Source organism: Mycobacterium sp. 1165178.9 (assembly GCF_001673555.1).
In the GTDB taxonomy this organism is placed as follows: Bacteria; Actinomycetota; Actinomycetes; order Mycobacteriales; family Mycobacteriaceae; genus Mycobacterium.
Window position 1 is genome coordinate 20,232 of the sequence record NZ_LZMB01000165.1, and the last position, 14,957, is coordinate 35,188.

At 68.9% G+C, this 14,957-nt stretch carries 11 protein-coding genes; 5 read left to right on the plus strand and 6 right to left on the minus strand.

Annotated features, from left to right (window positions below; genetic code table 11):
* The first annotated feature begins 33 nt into the window (after window positions 1-33).
* A complete protein-coding gene (locus tag A5652_RS08070; RefSeq protein WP_067348924.1) occupies window positions 34-1,188 on the plus strand; it encodes an NAD-dependent formate dehydrogenase in 1,155 nt (384 codons plus the stop codon).
* Here A5652_RS08070 and A5652_RS08075 read toward each other — a convergent pair.
* The 4 genes from A5652_RS08075 to A5652_RS08090 all read right to left on the minus strand — a co-directional run bounded on the left by A5652_RS08075 (window position 1,176) and on the right by A5652_RS08090 (window position 7,594).
* A complete protein-coding gene (locus A5652_RS08075) occupies window positions 1,176-2,657 on the minus strand; it encodes a lipase maturation factor family protein (protein ID WP_067348927.1) in 1,482 nt (493 codons plus the stop codon). The genes A5652_RS08070 and A5652_RS08075 overlap by 13 nt on opposite strands.
* An 88-nt stretch (window positions 2,658-2,745) precedes the next feature.
* The gene (locus tag A5652_RS08080) at window positions 2,746-6,936 is read right to left on the minus strand and encodes an alpha-(1->3)-arabinofuranosyltransferase (RefSeq protein WP_067348930.1); all 4,191 of its coding nucleotides are present in this window, start codon (window positions 6,934-6,936) and stop codon (window positions 2,746-2,748) included.
* Between the two features lie 193 nt (window positions 6,937-7,129).
* Window positions 7,130-7,303 carry a DUF2613 domain-containing protein gene (locus tag A5652_RS08085; RefSeq protein ID WP_007769006.1) on the minus strand — a complete coding sequence of 58 codons (174 nt, stop codon included), beginning with the start codon at window positions 7,301-7,303 and terminating at the stop codon, window positions 7,130-7,132.
* Window positions 7,304-7,390: 87 nt separating this feature from the next.
* Window positions 7,391-7,594 carry a DUF2613 domain-containing protein gene (locus A5652_RS08090; protein WP_067348932.1) on the minus strand — a complete coding sequence of 68 codons (204 nt, stop codon included), beginning with the start codon at window positions 7,592-7,594 and terminating at the stop codon, window positions 7,391-7,393.
* Window positions 7,595-7,704: 110 nt separating this feature from the next.
* On the opposite strand from A5652_RS08090, the gene A5652_RS08095 reads away from it, so the two are divergent.
* The 3 genes from A5652_RS08095 to A5652_RS08105 all read left to right on the plus strand — a co-directional run bounded on the left by A5652_RS08095 (window position 7,705) and on the right by A5652_RS08105 (window position 10,862).
* Window positions 7,705-8,862 carry a glycoside hydrolase family 3 N-terminal domain-containing protein gene (locus tag A5652_RS08095; protein WP_067348936.1) on the plus strand — a complete coding sequence of 386 codons (1,158 nt, stop codon included), beginning with the start codon at window positions 7,705-7,707 and terminating at the stop codon, window positions 8,860-8,862.
* Window positions 8,863-8,944: 82 nt separating this feature from the next.
* On the plus strand, window positions 8,945-9,583 hold the full coding sequence (locus tag A5652_RS08100) for a TetR/AcrR family transcriptional regulator (protein WP_067348940.1): 639 nt from the start codon (window positions 8,945-8,947) through the stop codon (window positions 9,581-9,583).
* Window positions 9,584-9,608: 25 nt separating this feature from the next.
* The gene (locus tag A5652_RS08105) at window positions 9,609-10,862 is read left to right on the plus strand and encodes a chloride channel protein (protein ID WP_067348943.1); all 1,254 of its coding nucleotides are present in this window, start codon (window positions 9,609-9,611) and stop codon (window positions 10,860-10,862) included.
* Window positions 10,863-10,940: 78 nt separating this feature from the next.
* Here A5652_RS08105 and A5652_RS08110 read toward each other — a convergent pair whose 3' ends face one another.
* On the minus strand, window positions 10,941-11,783 hold the full coding sequence (locus A5652_RS08110) for a MaoC/PaaZ C-terminal domain-containing protein (RefSeq protein WP_067348946.1): 843 nt from the start codon (window positions 11,781-11,783) through the stop codon (window positions 10,941-10,943).
* 26 nt (window positions 11,784-11,809) lie between these two features.
* A complete protein-coding gene (locus tag A5652_RS08115) occupies window positions 11,810-13,174 on the minus strand; it encodes a 3-oxoacyl-ACP reductase (RefSeq protein ID WP_067348950.1) in 1,365 nt (454 codons plus the stop codon).
* Between the two features lie 152 nt (window positions 13,175-13,326).
* Between A5652_RS08115 and A5652_RS08120 the strand changes: the two genes are divergently transcribed.
* Window positions 13,327-14,661, plus strand: a complete 1,335-nt coding sequence (locus A5652_RS08120; RefSeq protein ID WP_067348953.1) for an acetyl-CoA C-acetyltransferase — start codon at window positions 13,327-13,329, stop codon at window positions 14,659-14,661.
* Window positions 14,662-14,957: the final 296 nt, after the last annotated feature.

Genomic DNA, 14,957 nt, shown 5'->3' on the forward strand with positions numbered 1-14,957 from the left:
GACTGGGATTGATTCCGCTCAAGGAGGACTTCGATGGCCAAGTGTGTGATGGTGCTCTACCCCGACCCGGTCGATGGCTACCCGCCGAGATATGCGCGCGACAGCATCCCGGCGATCGAGGGATATCCCGACGGCAGCACCGTGCCGACTCCGTCCAAGCTCGACTTCACGCCCGGTGAACTGCTCGGCTGCGTCTCGGGTGAGCTGGGGCTGCGCAAGTTTTTCGAAGATGGCGGGCACCAATTGGTGGTGACGTCGGACAAGGACGGGCCCGACTCGGAATTCGAGCGTGAGCTGGTCGACGCCGAGATCGTGATCTCGCAACCGTTTTGGCCGGCCTACCTGACCAAGGAACGCATCGCCAAGGCGCCGAAACTCAAGCTCGCGTTGACCGCGGGCATCGGCTCCGACCACGTGGATCTGGACGCGGCGAAAGAACGCGGGATCACCGTCGCCGAGGTGACCTACAGCAACAGCATCAGTGTCGCGGAGCACGCGGTGATGCAGATCCTCGCGCTGGTGCGCAATTTCGTGCCGTCGCATCGGTGGGCCGCCGAGGGCGGCTGGAACATCGCCGATTGCGTTGAGCGTGCTTACGACCTGGAGGGTATGGATGTCGGCGTCATCGCCGCGGGCCGGATCGGACGCGCGGTACTGCGCCGGCTGGCGCCGTTCGATGTCAACCTGCACTACACCGACACCCGCCGGCTGGCACCGGACGTGGAGAAACAACTGAACGTGACATTTCACCCTGACGTGGAGTCGCTGGTGAAGGCGGTCGACGTGGTGTCCGTCCACTCGCCGCTGTACGACGACACCCGCAGGATGTTCAACGAGCAGCTGATCTCGACGATGCGGCGGGGCTCCTACATCGTGAACACCGCGCGCGCCGAGGAGACCGTGCCCGAAGCGATCGTGGCCGCTTTGAAATCCGGGCAGCTCGCGGGCTACGCCGGTGACGTGTGGTATCCGCAGCCGCCCCCGGCCGACCACCCATGGCGGACCATGCCGAATAACGCTATGACACCGCATGTTTCGGGCACCACCTTGTCCGCTCAGGCGCGTTATGCCGCCGGCACCCGCGAGATCCTGGAGAGCTGGTTCGCCGGCAAGCCCATCCGTCCCGAATACCTGATCGTCGAGGGCGGACGGCTCGCGGGCACGGGAGCGCTGTCCTACCAGAAGTAGGGAGGCCGTCGACCGGCGCTGGCCGCGGTCGACAGGGCCATTGGTGGCACGTAACCGCCGACCAGCGCGCGATGCCACCAGGCTCGGTCCCGGCGCAGCTCGGCCGGCGTGGTGAAGCGATACTGGTAGAGCTGTGCCCGTACGAACCGGGGCGGCGATTGGGGAAAAGGATTGTGGCGCAACAAGCGTAGGGTCGGCCGATCATTTTCCAGCAACCGCTGCAAGAAAGGCCTCAGCCATGGCTGCGCATAGCCCGGAGAGATCGCGGCGAACCACATCAGCCAGTCCAGGCGCAGATGATAGGGGGCCCATTGTCGCGGCAGCCGGCGTAGCGCCCCCGGCTTGCCCTTGAATTCGTATTCCTTCCAGACGGTTTGGGCGGTGATGACTGCCTCGTCGGTGCCTTCGATCACCACCTCGCGGCGGATCCGCCCGATGCTGCCAAACGCCCCGTAGGTGTTGACCAAATGAAACGAGTTGAACGACATGTTCATTCGCTGCCGTGATGACAACATGTTCGCCAACGGCCAGTAGCTCATGAACAACACCGCGGCCGTGACCGCGGCCACCAGGCCGACGAACCACAGCGGCTCGGACACATGGGCCGCCATACCCCCATGCGCCGGAACGAGTCCGCTGGGCAGGAACATCGCCAGCGACGCGTCGTCGATTGCGCTGAACGCCAGCACGATCGTCACCCAATTGAGCCAGGCGAAATTGCCCGAGGCGACCAGCCACAGCTGGGTGACGACGATGATCGCGGCGGCAACGCTGGCCACCGGCTGCGGAGCGAACAATCCGAACGGCACGATCAGCTGCGCGAAATGGTTGCCCGCCACCTCGATCCGATGCAGCGGCTTGGGCAGATGGTGGAAGAACCAGCTCAACGGCCCCGGCATCGGTTGTGTCTCATGGTGGTAGTACAGACACGTCAGATCACGCCAGCACGGATCGCCGCGCATCTTGATCAGTCCCGCGCCGAACTCGACGCGGAACAACAGCAGCCGAACCATCCAGAGCGTCAGCACCGGCGGCGCCACGTCGTGATTGCCCAAAAAGATCATCAGGAACCCGGTCTCGAGCAGCAGCGATTCCCAGCCGAATGAGTACCAGGTCTGTCCGACGTTGACGATCGACAGGTAAAGCACCCACAGCGTCAGCCACATCGCCATCGCCGCCCATAGCGGCACCGCGTCGGCGCCCCCGACCGCGATCGCCGCCGACAGTGCCGCGCCGAACCACGAGACGGTCGAAAACAGCCGATCGGAATAGCGCAGGTGGAAAAGGCTCGGCGTGCGCCAGAAGGTTTGCCTGGCCAAGAACTGCGGTATGGGCAGGATGCCGCGCTCGCCGATGAGTGCGCGAAACTGGACCGCGGCCGCGAGGAAGCCGAGCAGGTAAATCACCGCGGCGCCGCGCTCGAGCACCAGCCTGCCCACCCAATATTCGGGTGCGGAAAACCAGTCCATGGCGCGTGACTCCTCGGTTGGTGACGGTTACGCCAACCCGCGTATCCAGTCAATCAGCCGGTAAACGGGTAGCCAAGAGCCCGGCCAACTATTCGTCGCGCGACCCCTGCGCACGTTCGGGTACCGCAACCACCGAAGCGGCAAGCACCGCAACCGAAATCAGCGCCAGCAGCTGAACAACGGCGGAATGGCCGGCGTAGCCGTCGGCCGACCGCCATGGCTGCCGTGACAGCGCCGCCCCGGCCAGGATCAGCCCGCCCGCGCTGCACACCACGCTGAGGCGCTCCCAACGCCGCCGGCGCAGCGCGTACCGCAGGCCCAGGGCGATTCCCATCACCACGACACCGCCCCAGCCGGCGATCAGCCCGGCAGCGGCCAGCGCCGGGACGGTCGCCCATGCGCCGGGCCGCCATGGCCGCGCCGGCGCGGCGGCCTCGTCCTTTCGCCGGGTGCGCCAGAGCGCGAGCATCGCCAGCAGCGGCAGCAGGGCCAACCCCACCGCCAGGCCCGCGCGGTAGAGCGAGTTGGAGGAGAACGTCAGCGTGATGGTGCCCGGGTCGCCCGCGGGAACCACCCAGCCCTGCTGCCATCCGTTGACGGCGATCGGCGTCAAGCGGACCCCGGTGCCGGTGTGCGCCACCCAGCCTGGGTTGATGCTTTCGGGGATGACCAGCACCCGGGACGTGAGCGAGGCGGAAGCCTGCACTTCGCGACGGGACGGACCCCAGGTCCGCCATGACGAAACACCCACGGGCCGTGCCGCTTCGGCGGTGACGGGCGTCATCAGCTCGGCTCCATCCACGACGAACTGGGCGCCGGGGCTGATCAACAGCTCCTGTTGGCCCGCCGGCAGTGCGATCGGGTCGCGCTCGCAGGGCACCGCGGCCAGCGGCGCGTCGTCCAGGATGGCCCCCACGGTGGTGTGTATCGCGGTGTGCACGAACCGGCCGGCGACCGCGATGACGGGTCCGCGGTCGCAGCCGACGGTGATTTCCCGGGTGCGGTTGCGGGCCGCGTCGCCGGGCGCGATCGGGTTGCCGTCGGCGCCCAGCGCGGCGACCTCGGCCAACCCGGGCGGCTTGAGCTGGTCGAAACCCAAAGCGTTGCGGTCGATGACGTCTTGCCAATTCAGCAGGCTGACGGTCACGGTGTCGGTCACCCGGGGTTTCAGCGGCACAATTTGCGCCCCGTCGGGTCGCACCGCGGCGGTCTGCGGGCCATCGCCCAGGTTGACGGCCACCATCGTCGGGTGCGCGGGCACCGTCGACCGGCTCGGAGCCAGCCGCACCCCGGTGACCTCGGTGGGTCGGGGCAGCGTGAGGGTCAGGGTCGGCGGGCTCTTGTGCTGCACCACGCGCTGCGGCGCCGTCCACGCGGTGCCCGGATCGCCGTCCGCGGCCGCGTACGCGGAGCCGAGAACGTCGACGGTATCCGAATCGCCGTGAGCCACAGTGACATTCGTATCGGTGATCAGGTCGGCCAGCTTGGGTCCCTGGCGCGGCCGCACCCAGACCGTCGGGGTCACCGACGTCGCGGTCGGAACGGTCAGCGTTCGGCTGAAGTTGACCGGTTCCTCCGGCGCCAGCGCCATCGACGGCGCGCAGCGCATACCGTCGGGCGCTTGGGCGCAACCCGGCCTGCCCAGCAGTTCCGATCCCAGGTCCCAGCCGGTGACCGCCGATCCCATCGGCGGTCCCGGCACCCGCACGGTGTGCCGCAGCTCGACCTGGTGGGCGAATCCGGACGCGTCGTATTGGGTGATCGACAGGTCGGTGATGCCGAACTGCACCCCGGCGGAGCCGTCGTCGGTGCCCGCGGCGGTGATTCGCACCCACGGGGTCTCGCCGTAGGGGAGTGCCGCGGCAAGCGGCTTGCCCGGCTCGTCGAAGCGCAACGTGGTGCTGCCGGTGGCGGTTTCGATCAGGATGCGGCGCACCTGGGCGCCGACGGCCGTGGCACTTGGCGTGACCGTGATCGCCGCGTTGGTCACGGGGTGGTCGAAATCGATTCGCATCCATTGGCCGACGGCGGCCTGCAGCGAGTTCGACACCCAGGCGGTCGCCGAGTCCCCGTCGATCGCTGCGGCCGGCGAGTTTGCCGGCGCGACGTCGGGCATCGCGGTGGAATCCGACGACGAGCTCGATACCGTGATCCGCCCGCCGGTCCAGGAGCCGGCGACCGGGTCGGCGCCCGGGACGGGGTAGTCGGGCACCCGGTTGTAGGTGTGCCGCGCATCGCCGGGGGCGCGGATAGCCGACGAATGTTGGTCAACCCGGCCATAATCCGTCTCCCGGGCGACCGGGGTGTCGGTGACGGTCACCCCGGCATTCATCGGCAGTCCGGCGCCCCGCGCGTCGGCGATCAGCAGCGCCGGGCCCAAAGGCGGCTGACCCAGCAGCCGTCGCCGCTCGTCGAGGCGCAGCAGCGCCTCGGGTCCGCCGTCGACCCGGGCCAGCCGGTCGGTATCGACGAAATACGGTGTGGCGGGGTCGGTATCGCCGCCAACCCGATAAATCTCGACCGCCGGATATCGCGGCCGCAGTCCGCTGTCCGCGACGAAACCCGCCAGGGTGCCCGGCCCCACCGGCGCGCCGAACTGTGCGACCTTGCGCAGCCCCGGTGATCCGTCGACGGCGCGGTGCACCAGGATCGGGCGCGCCGAGCGTGACGTGTCGGGGTCCAGGTCGTTGCGTAACGCCAGATAGGAGATGCCTTGGCGGGCAAGGGTATCGGCCAAACCGGCCGAGGGGTGTCCGGCGGCGAACAAGCGCTGCACCGAATCCAGCGCCCGAATGGTCTGCGGCGGGGTCAGCGGGATGGAATCGCGCACCCCCCACGGGCTGGCGCCCAGCACCTGCAGCGGCTCGTCGTGGCTGGTGCCCCAGACCTGGGTCGCGAACGGCGCCCCCGGAACCACGAGTACCCGCCCGGGTGCCGGCGTCCCGGTGTTGTGTTCGGTGAGCCAGTCGGCGGCCTCGTGCCAGTACCGCGGGATCGCGGTGAAGGTCCCCGGCGGGGCCAGCCGGCCGGTCCACGCCAATGACGTGCTGACCATCAGCGCCGTCATGACGACGATCGCGGTCGCGACCCGTTTGTCACGCTCGGGGTGTGCAAAGGCTCGCAGCCACACCAACATCGGCGCGCTACCCGGCAGCGGTACCCGGCCGAGCAGCTGCGCGAGGCCCAGCACCATCGGGATCCTGATCACCGAGCCGAGCTTGTGCACGTTGCGCAGCGGGGCGCCGCCGGCGTCCAGGAAGGCCTGCACCGCGTGGGCCACCGGCGAGCCCAGTCCGCCGCTGTATCCGGCGGCCATCAACACCGCCCCGACCAGCAACATCGTCACCAGCCGCCCGCGCGCCGGCATGGCGGGGCTGGTCAGCCCCGCCAGACCTGCCGCTGCGACCAGGCAGGTCCCCAGCACGGCGGCCGACCCGGTCACCAGCGGAGCGCCCGCGGTGGCGGTCGGCGCGACGTACGGGGTCCAGCTGTCCGTGCCGCGCAACATCTCCACCAGTGACGACCATTGCGTCGTGACGCCCGAGGATTCGATGAAGTCGAGGAACGGAGGGCTGATGGCGCGCAGCATCACCAGCGCCACCACCCACCACAGCGTGGCCAACACCAGCGCCACCAGCCACCATCCCGTGTACCGCCACCACAACCGGCTCGGCCGGTGGCACGCCCACCAGATCACCGCCGGCAGGCAGCCGGCCAGGGTCGCGATGGCGTTGACCGCGCCCATCAGTGCGACGGCCAGCCCCGCCTGCCCGGCCAGCGCCCGCACGGAGCGGCCGCCGCCGGCCCGCAGGGCCAGGATGGTGGGCAGCAAGACCCACGGCGCCAGCATCATCGGCAACGTCTCCGACGAGATCGATCCGAGCGTGGTCAGCACTCGCGGCGACAGCGCGAATGCGGCCGCGGCGATCACCCGCGACGCCGGGCTGCCGATCCGCAGCGCCTCGGCGACCCGCAACAGCCCCCAGAAGCCGACCGTGAGCAGTAGCGCCCACCACAGTCGCTGGGTGATCCAGCCGGGCACGCCCAGCGCATGGCCGAGCAGAAAGAAGGTTCCGTGCGGAAACAGGTAGCCGTAGGCCTGGTTCTGCGCCTGCCCGAACGGCAACTCGCTGTTCCACAGGTTGGTCGCCCGGGCCAGAAAGCGCAGCGGGTTTGCGGTCAGGTCAAGCTTGGTGTCCGGAGAGGTCCGCCCGGGGGATTGAATGAACGTCAGGACCAGCGCGAACGCGCCGACCAGCCACAACCACCGTCGCGACATCGGCGCGCCGGTCGAGCAGGAGAGCGAGGTTTCGGTCCCCGTCCGTGACGGTGAATCCGATGGCGGCGACCCGCGGCGCCCGGCTACGTCCTGTTGTGGCGACCCGCTGCGCCCGGCTACGTCCTGTTGTGGCGACCCGCCGCGCTCGGCTTCGCCGCGCTTGCGATCGCCACGGCCGCGCCTGCGATCGCCGCTAGCTACGGTTGCCGTACTCGACCCGGTTGAGCACTGACGACTGCGGATCGCCCCCGGGAAGTGGCGGCTTCGTGTCTTGCTGGACCATCAGGGTGATCCCGAAGATCGCGGCCGCGCCGAGCAACAGGCCAACCACAACGCTCGCTGCGGCGGGCGCAACGATCCGGTTCATTCGACGGCTCCTGAGTGTCGGCTTGCGGTCGGGACTTTCAACCTAGCGCCAACCTAGCAGAAGCCCGCCCGGCCACCGGGCCGCCGGTCACCAGTGCAGACAGTGTCCGTGGATGCAGCGATCGCCGTATTCCACCTGATTGGGACCGGCCGGGAGCACAGGGCGCTGAAGGGCCGGCACCTGCACCAAGCTGTGGTCGGCCACGGCGAGCGTGATTCCGACCGTCGTCGCCACCCCGACCGATAAGCCCACCGCGACGCTGACCGCGGCCGCCAACGTGAAACGATTCATCGCTGGCTCCCTCCCTGCCAGTCAACAGGCACGCCGACCCCTGATCAGCAAGGTACCGCTGATGCCCCCTGGAGCCGGGTAGGAAACGCCCGTCGTGAAAGCATGGCCCGATGGCATTTTCGCGCACCTTCGCCGTGCTCGCAGCCGCGTCGGCGCTGGTGGCCGGCTGCGGCCACCACACCGCCCACCCGCCTCGCCCGTCAACGTCCACGTCCAACAAGCCGATGGCCGCCCCGGCGCCGCCGGTGTGCGCCGACCCGTCGGCGGTTCCGGCCACCCTGAACATCCGCGACAAGCTGGCCCAGCTGCTGATGGTGGGCGTCAAGAACGCCGACGACGCCCGGGCGGTCGTCAACGGCTACCACGTGGGCGGCATCTTCATCGGCAGCTGGACCGACCTGTCGATCTTCAAGGGCCCGCTCGCCGACATCACGGCCAAGGCGGGGCCCCTGCCGCTGGCCGTCAGCGTCGATGAAGAGGGCGGCCGGGTCTCGCGGTTGAGGTCGCTGATCGGGACGTCGCCGTCGCCACGCGAGCTGGCGCAGACGCAAACCGTCCAGCAGGTGCATGACCTGGCGGCCGACCGCGGCAAGAAGATGCACGACCTGGGCATCACCGTCGACTTCGCGCCCGTCGTCGACGTCAGCGACGAGCCGGACGACGCCGTGATCGGCAACCGGTCGTTCGGCGCGAATCCGGCCACCGTCACCGACTACGCCGGGGCTTATGCGCAGGGGCTCCGGGAGGCCGGGCTGCTCCCGGTGCTCAAGCACTTCCCCGGCCACGGGCACGGCTCGGGTGATTCCCATACCGGGGGTGTCGTCACGCCCCCGCTGGACAGTTTGCAGAACAGCGATCTGGTGCCCTACCGGTCCCTGGTGGCAGTGGCGCCGGTCGCGGTGATGGTGGGCCACTTGCAGGTTCCCGGACTCACCGGCGACGCCCCGGCCAGCCTGAGCCCCGAGGCGGTGCAGCTGCTGCGCAACGGCGTCGGCTACAAGGGCCCGCCATTCACCGGGCCGGTGTTCAGCGACGACCTGTCCAGCATGGCCGCCATCTCCGACCGGTACGGGGTATCGGAGGCGGTGCTGCGCAGCCTGCGGGCCGGCGTCGACGTCGCGCTGTGGGTGACCACCGATGAGGTGCCCGCGGTCTTGGATCGGTTGCAAAAGGCGGTGGCGTCAGGCGAATTGCCGGCTCATCAGGTCGACGAGTCGCTGGTCCGGGTGGCAACGATGAAGGGCCGCAGCGCCACCTGCGGGCACTAGCCGGTCGCCGCCATGGGCACTAGTGGGTGTGCGGCGGCAGCGCGTTGCTTACTCTTGAGTCAGATAGACGGAGAGGCATGCGATGGCGGGTGGTACCAAGCGATTACCGCGTGCCGTCCGCGAGCAGCAGATGCTTGATGCCGCCGTGCAGATGTTCTCGGTCAACGGCTATCACGAGACCTCGATGGACGCCATCGCCGCCGAGGCGCAGATCTCCAAGCCGATGCTGTACCTGTATTACGGCTCCAAGGAAGACCTGTTCGGCGCCTGCCTGAACCGGGAGATGGGCCGGTTCATCGACGTGGTGCGCGCCGATGTCGATTTCCAGCAGAGCCCCAGCGACATGCTGCGCAACACGATCGCGTCGTTCATGCGTTACATCGACGCCAACCGGGCGTCCTGGATCGTGATGTACACCCAGGCCACCAGCTCGCAGGCGTTCGCCCACATGGTTCGTGAGGGACGTGAGCAGATCATCGAACTGGTGGCCGGGCTGATGCGGGCGGGTAGTCGCAACCCGCGCTCCGAGCGGGAGCACGAGATGATGGCCGTGGCCCTGGTGGGCGCGGGCGAGGCGGTCGCCAACCGGCTCAGCACCGGCGACGTCGACGTCGAGGAGGCGGCCCAGCTGATGGTCGACCTGTTCTGGTACGGCCTCAAGGGCTCGCCGGCGGAACGGGAAGCGGCCGCGGCGGGCGGCTCGGACACCGCGAGCGACTAGGCCTAAATTCGTTCAGGTGGCCCGTATGAGCGCGCCCAGCTCGGACCGCGGCAACCTCGACTTCTTCTGCGCGGTAACCATCGTCGGGTTGCTCGCCGGAGTTGCCGGATTGGCGACGACGTTCGTGCTGCGCGCTGTCCAGCACGCCACGTACAACTACAGTTTCGGCTTGCTCCTGGCGGGGGTGGCCGCCAGCAGCCCGATCCGTCGCGTCGTCGGCCCGATGATCGGCGCCGCCCTGGCGGGCCTGGGCTGGTGGCTGTTGCGACGCCGGGCGGAGGTGCCTCCACTGGCGGCGACCATCGCCGCGCGGGAACCCGTGCCGAGGCTTTCCTGGAGCGTCGACGCCTTGCTGCAGGTGCTGCTCGTCGGATCGGGCGCGTCGCTGGGGCGAGAAGGGGCCCCGCGTCAATTCGCAGCAGCGCTAAGCGATTTGGGCACCGGATGGCTCAAGCGGCTCCCACCCCATGATCGCGAGGTCCTGCTGGCCTGCGCGGCGGGGGCCGGGCTGGGCGCGGTGTACGCCGTCCCGCTGGCCGGGGCGCTGTTCTCCATCAGGATCCTGCTCAACACCTGGCAGCCGCGCGCGGTAGGCGCGGCGTTTCTCTCCTCCGGCCTGGCGGTCGCCGTCGGTTCGGCGATCACCCGCGATCAGCCCAACCTGCAGTGGCCGACCGAGGAGTCGACGTACCTGCTGACGGCGCACGGATTGCTGCTGGCGCCGGTGACTTTCGCGGTGGGACTGGCCTTCAACCGGTTGATGGCCGTGGCACGGCCGGCCCGCCCGATGCGGACCGCGCTGCTGATCCCCGCGCTTGCCGGGGCGGGCCTGCTGATGGGGATCTGCTCGCATTGGTGGCCCGAGCTGCCCGGCAACGGCCGAAGCATCCTGACGGTCAGCCTGGCCAGCGGCATGACCCTGCTGTCGGCGCTGGCGATTCTGGCGCTGAAACCCCTACTGACAGCGCTGTTTCTGCGGGCCGGCGGGGCGGGTGGATTGCTCACGCCGTCGCTGGCGACCGGAGCCGCCGCCGGGTCGGCGCTCGTTTTGCTGATCAACTGGGCGACCGGGACGCACCTGCACGTGCCGGCGGTATCGCTGGCCGGCGCCGCCGGCGTGCTCGCGGTGACGCAGGGTTCACCGATCTGGGCGGCGATCTTCGTCTGGGAGCTCGCCCGGCCGCCCCTGTGGTTGTTCCTGCTTCTCCTGTTGACCGCGACCGGCGCCCACGGTCTGAAAGTGCTTGTCCAGGGCCGCACTACGACGCACGCGGGCTAGCGGCTCGCCACCACCGTCAGCACTAGTGGCGATCGCGAGCGCGGCGAAGCCGGGCGAAGCGGGTCGCCACCGTCAGCACTAAAGCGCCCGGACCGTGCCGGTCAGGTGCGGGTACCCCTTGGCGATGTTGCGCAGCGAAATGTCCCAGCCGCCGTCGTGCTCATCGATGTAGAGCCCCGCGGTCGCCGGCAGCACCACCGGCTTGCCGAACCGCACCGAATACCGGACCGCATCGGGAATCTGCGCTTCGATATTGGCCAATACGGCTGCTGCGGTGAACATTCCGTGCGCGATCACCGTCGGGAACCCGAACAGCTTAGCCGCGACCGAGTTGGTGTGGATCGGGTTGTGATCGCCCCCGACGTCGGCGTAGCGCCGGATCAGCGCTGGGCTGATGCGCAGCACGGTGGACGGCGGAGCCAGCTTGGGCTGCTTCTGCGGGGGCGGCTTGGGTTCGTCGGACAGGCTGGTGCGCTGCTGGTGCAGGAACGTCGTCACCTGATGCCAGGCGGTGTCGTTGCCGACGCTGACGTCGGTCACCAAATCGACCAACAGACCCTTACGGTGCTCGCGCAGGTTCTCGGCGTGCACGCGCACGCCGACGGTGTCGGTGACCGCGATCGGACGGTACTGCGTGATGTGGTTCTCGGTGTGCACCGATCCCATTGCGGCGAAGGGGAAGTCGAATCCGGTCACCAGCGACATCAGCGCCGGAAAGGTCAGTGCGAACGGATAGGTCAGCGGGACGTGATTGCCGTAGCGCAGGCCGGTCACCCCCGCGTACTCGGCCACATTGGCGCGCTCGATCGGCAGTTCCTCGATGGTCACCGTGCGGGTGGGTAGCTCGTTTCCACGGGACACCACCGGCAGGGCACCGGCGGCCGCGCGCAGCATGTTCTTCAGGCCGCTTGGCTGGTTCATGGCGTTCTCCTCGACAACCTCTTGCTCTATGCGCCCAGCATGGCCTGGCCGCAAACGCGGATGACGTTGCCCGTCACCGCGTTTGAAGCCGGGCTGGCGAAGTAGGCGATGGTTTCCGCGACATCCACCGGCTGCCCGCCCTGCAGCAGCGAGTTCATCCGGCGGCCGACCTCCCGGGTGGCCAGCGGGATGGCGGCCGTCATCTGGGTTTCGATGAATCCGGGTGCGACGGCGTTGATGGTGATGCCCTTGCCGTAGAGCTCCGGGGCCAGCGACTGGGTCAGGCCGATCATCCCGGCCTTCGTTGTCGCGTAGTTGGTCTGGCCGCGGTTGCCGGCGATGCCGGCCATCGACGACAGGCCGATCACCCTGCCACCCTCGCCGAGGGTGCCGTTCGACACCAGGCCTTCGGTAAGTCGCAGCGGGGCAAGCAGATTGACCGCCAGGACGGCGTCCCATCGATCGTCGTCCATGTTGGCCAACAGCTTGTCGCGGGTGATGCCGGCGTTGTTGACCAGCACGTCGGCGCGGCCGCCGTGATGTTCGCGCAGGTGTTCGGTGATCTTGTCGACGGCGTCGGCGGCGGTGACGTCGAGCCACAACGCGGTGCCCCCGACCCGGCTGGCGGTCTCGGCCAGCGCCTCGGCGGCCGATTCCACGTCGATCGCGACCACGCGTGCACCGTCGCGGGCGAACACCTCGGCGATCGTCGCGCCGATTCCCCGGGCCGCGCCCGTGACGATGGCGACCTTCCCGTCCAGCGGGCGCTCCCAGTCCGCGGGCGGCGTGGAGTCCGCGTCACCGACATAGAAGACCTGGCCGTCGACGTAGGCGGACTTGGCCGACAGGATGAACCGCATCGTCGATTCCAGGCCCGTCGCAGCGGGTTTGGCGTCCGGCGAGAGGTAGACCAGGGCCACCGTGGTGCCGTTGCGCAGCTCCTTACCCAGCGAGCGGGTGAAGCCTTCCAGCGCGCGCTGCGCGATCCGCTCGTGCGGGCTGGCGGCGGCGTCGGGCGTGGTGCCGACCACCGCAACGCGCGCGGAATGGCCCAGATTGCGCAGCAGGGGAGTGAAGAACTCGTAGAGCCCCCTGAGCCCCTCGGGCGTGGTGATGCCCGTGGCATCGAATACCAGGCCGCCGAACTTGTCGGCCCACCGGCCGCCAAGGTTGTTGCCCACCAGGTCGTAATCGGCGTCCAGCGCCGCCCGCAGCGGTTCGACGACCCTGCCCTCCCCGCCGATCAGCAGGGCCCCGGCCAGTGGCGGTTCACCGGCCCGGTAGCGGCGCAGCGTCTCGGGTTGGGGAACGCCGAGCTGCTTGGCGAGAAACGATCCAGGACCGGAGTTGACGATCTGAGAGAACAGATCGGATGAAGCCTTGGGAGCCACCGGAGCTACCTTCCATATTCTTTCGAAGTCGGGGTATGCCTACAAGCACAACCGTATCGAGGACGAACTTACTGCAGAGTAAGAACAGTGGGTAGTATGGCCCCAGACGGGCGATTCCCCAACCGATAGACCGCAGAAACACGGAGAAAACAGTGGCCGCTGCAAGTTCTGAGGCAAGCAAGCAACGCAGTTCCGAGCGGCGGCGCGTGGCCGTCCTCGGCGGCAACCGCATCCCGTTCGCGCGATCCGATGGTGCCTACGCGGAGGCGTCCAACCAGGACATGTTCACCGCGGCCCTGGAAGGGCTGGTGGATCGCTTCGGGCTGGCCGGGGAACGGCTGGGTCTGGTGGTCGGCGGCGCCGTCCTCAAGCACAGCCGGGACTTCAACCTGACGCGTGAATGCGTGCTCGGCTCGCAGCTGTCGTCCCACACCCCCGCGTTCGACCTGCAGCAGGCCTGCGGGACGGGGCTGCAGGCGGCGGTCAATGCCGCCGAGGGCATCGCGGCGGGCCGCTACGACGTGGCCGCTGCCGGCGGTGTGGACACCACCTCCGATGCGCCCATCGGCCTGGGCGACAACCTGCGCCGCACGCTGCTCAAGCTGCGCCGTGCCAAGTCCAATGTGCAACGGCTGAAGCTGGCGGGCACGCTGCCCGCGACGCTGGGTGTCGAGATCCCGGTCAACAGCGAGCCCCGCACGGGGCTGTCCATGGGTGAGCACCAGGCGCTGACCGCCAAGAAGATGGGCATCAGCCGCGTCGCCCAGGACGAGCTGGCCGCCGCCAGCCACCGCAACATGGCCGCCGCCTACGACCGCGGCTTCTTCGACGACCTGGTCACGCCGTTTTTGGGGCTGTACCGCGACGACAACCTGCGCGCGGACTCGTCGGCGGAGAAGCTGGCGAAGCTACGCCCGGTGTTCGGCGTGAAGGCCGGCGACGCGACGATGACGGCCGGCAACTCCACTCCGCTGACCGACGGCGCGTCGGTGGCGCTGCTGGCCACCGACGAGTGGGCGGCCGAACATTCGTTGACGCCGCTGGCCTACCTGGTGGATTCGGAGACCGCGGCGGTCGACTACGTCAATGGGCGCGACGGCCTTCTGATGGCCCCGACCTACGCGGTGCCGCGGCTGCTCGCCCGCAACGGCCTGAGCCTGCAGGACTTCGACTTCTACGAGATCCACGAGGCGTTCGCGTCGGTGGTGCTGTGTCACCTCCAGGCGTGGGAATCCGAGGAGTACTGCAAGGAGCGGCTCGGCCTGGACGCCGCGCTGGGTTCGATCGACCGGTCCAAGCTCAACGTCAACGGGTCCTCGCTTGCCGCCGGTCACCCGTTCGCGGCCACCGGCGGACGCATTTTGGCGCAGGCGGCCAAGCAGCTTGCCCTGCGCAAGGCCGAGCAGAAGAGCGATGGCACCGTGCGCGCCCTGGTCTCGATCTGCGCGGCCGGCGGCCAGGGTGTCGCCGCGATCCTGGAGGCCTGACGGCCCGTCGGCATGTCACCGCGCAGGCTCGACGCTCGCAATGAGCTGAGTCACAGCTGATTAGTCGAACAGGGGTGCGGGTATCCGACCCAGCGGATAGCCCCGTGTTGTGGTCTGACCCCCCGACCCCGACGGCAATACGGGGCATCCCCCGAATGCGAGCGCTGGCCCGTTGCCAGGGACTGGCGTACGAAAAGGGCCGCCGCTGGACTGAGGGGATCCAGCGGCGGCCTTTTCGCTGTCAAACGGACTCGCCACAAATGCGTGCAGCGCGACCGCCCAAACGACAAGTCCCC

Coding starts and splice junctions, on each gene's coding strand:
- A5652_RS08070 (WP_067348924.1), top strand. CDS start 34: ATGGCCAAGTGTGTGATGGTGCTCTACCCCGACCCGGTCGATGGCTAC.
- A5652_RS08075 (WP_067348927.1), bottom strand. CDS start 2,657: ATGGACTGGTTTTCCGCACCCGAATATTGGGTGGGCAGGCTGGTGCTC.
- A5652_RS08080 (WP_067348930.1), bottom strand. CDS start 6,936: ATGTCGCGACGGTGGTTGTGGCTGGTCGGCGCGTTCGCGCTGGTCCTG.
- A5652_RS08085 (WP_007769006.1), bottom strand. CDS start 7,303: ATGAACCGGATCGTTGCGCCCGCCGCAGCGAGCGTTGTGGTTGGCCTG.
- A5652_RS08090 (WP_067348932.1), bottom strand. CDS start 7,594: ATGAATCGTTTCACGTTGGCGGCCGCGGTCAGCGTCGCGGTGGGCTTA.
- A5652_RS08095 (WP_067348936.1), top strand. CDS start 7,705: ATGGCATTTTCGCGCACCTTCGCCGTGCTCGCAGCCGCGTCGGCGCTG.
- A5652_RS08100 (WP_067348940.1), top strand. CDS start 8,945: ATGGCGGGTGGTACCAAGCGATTACCGCGTGCCGTCCGCGAGCAGCAG.
- A5652_RS08105 (WP_067348943.1), top strand. CDS start 9,609: ATGAGCGCGCCCAGCTCGGACCGCGGCAACCTCGACTTCTTCTGCGCG.
- A5652_RS08110 (WP_067348946.1), bottom strand. CDS start 11,783: ATGAACCAGCCAAGCGGCCTGAAGAACATGCTGCGCGCGGCCGCCGGT.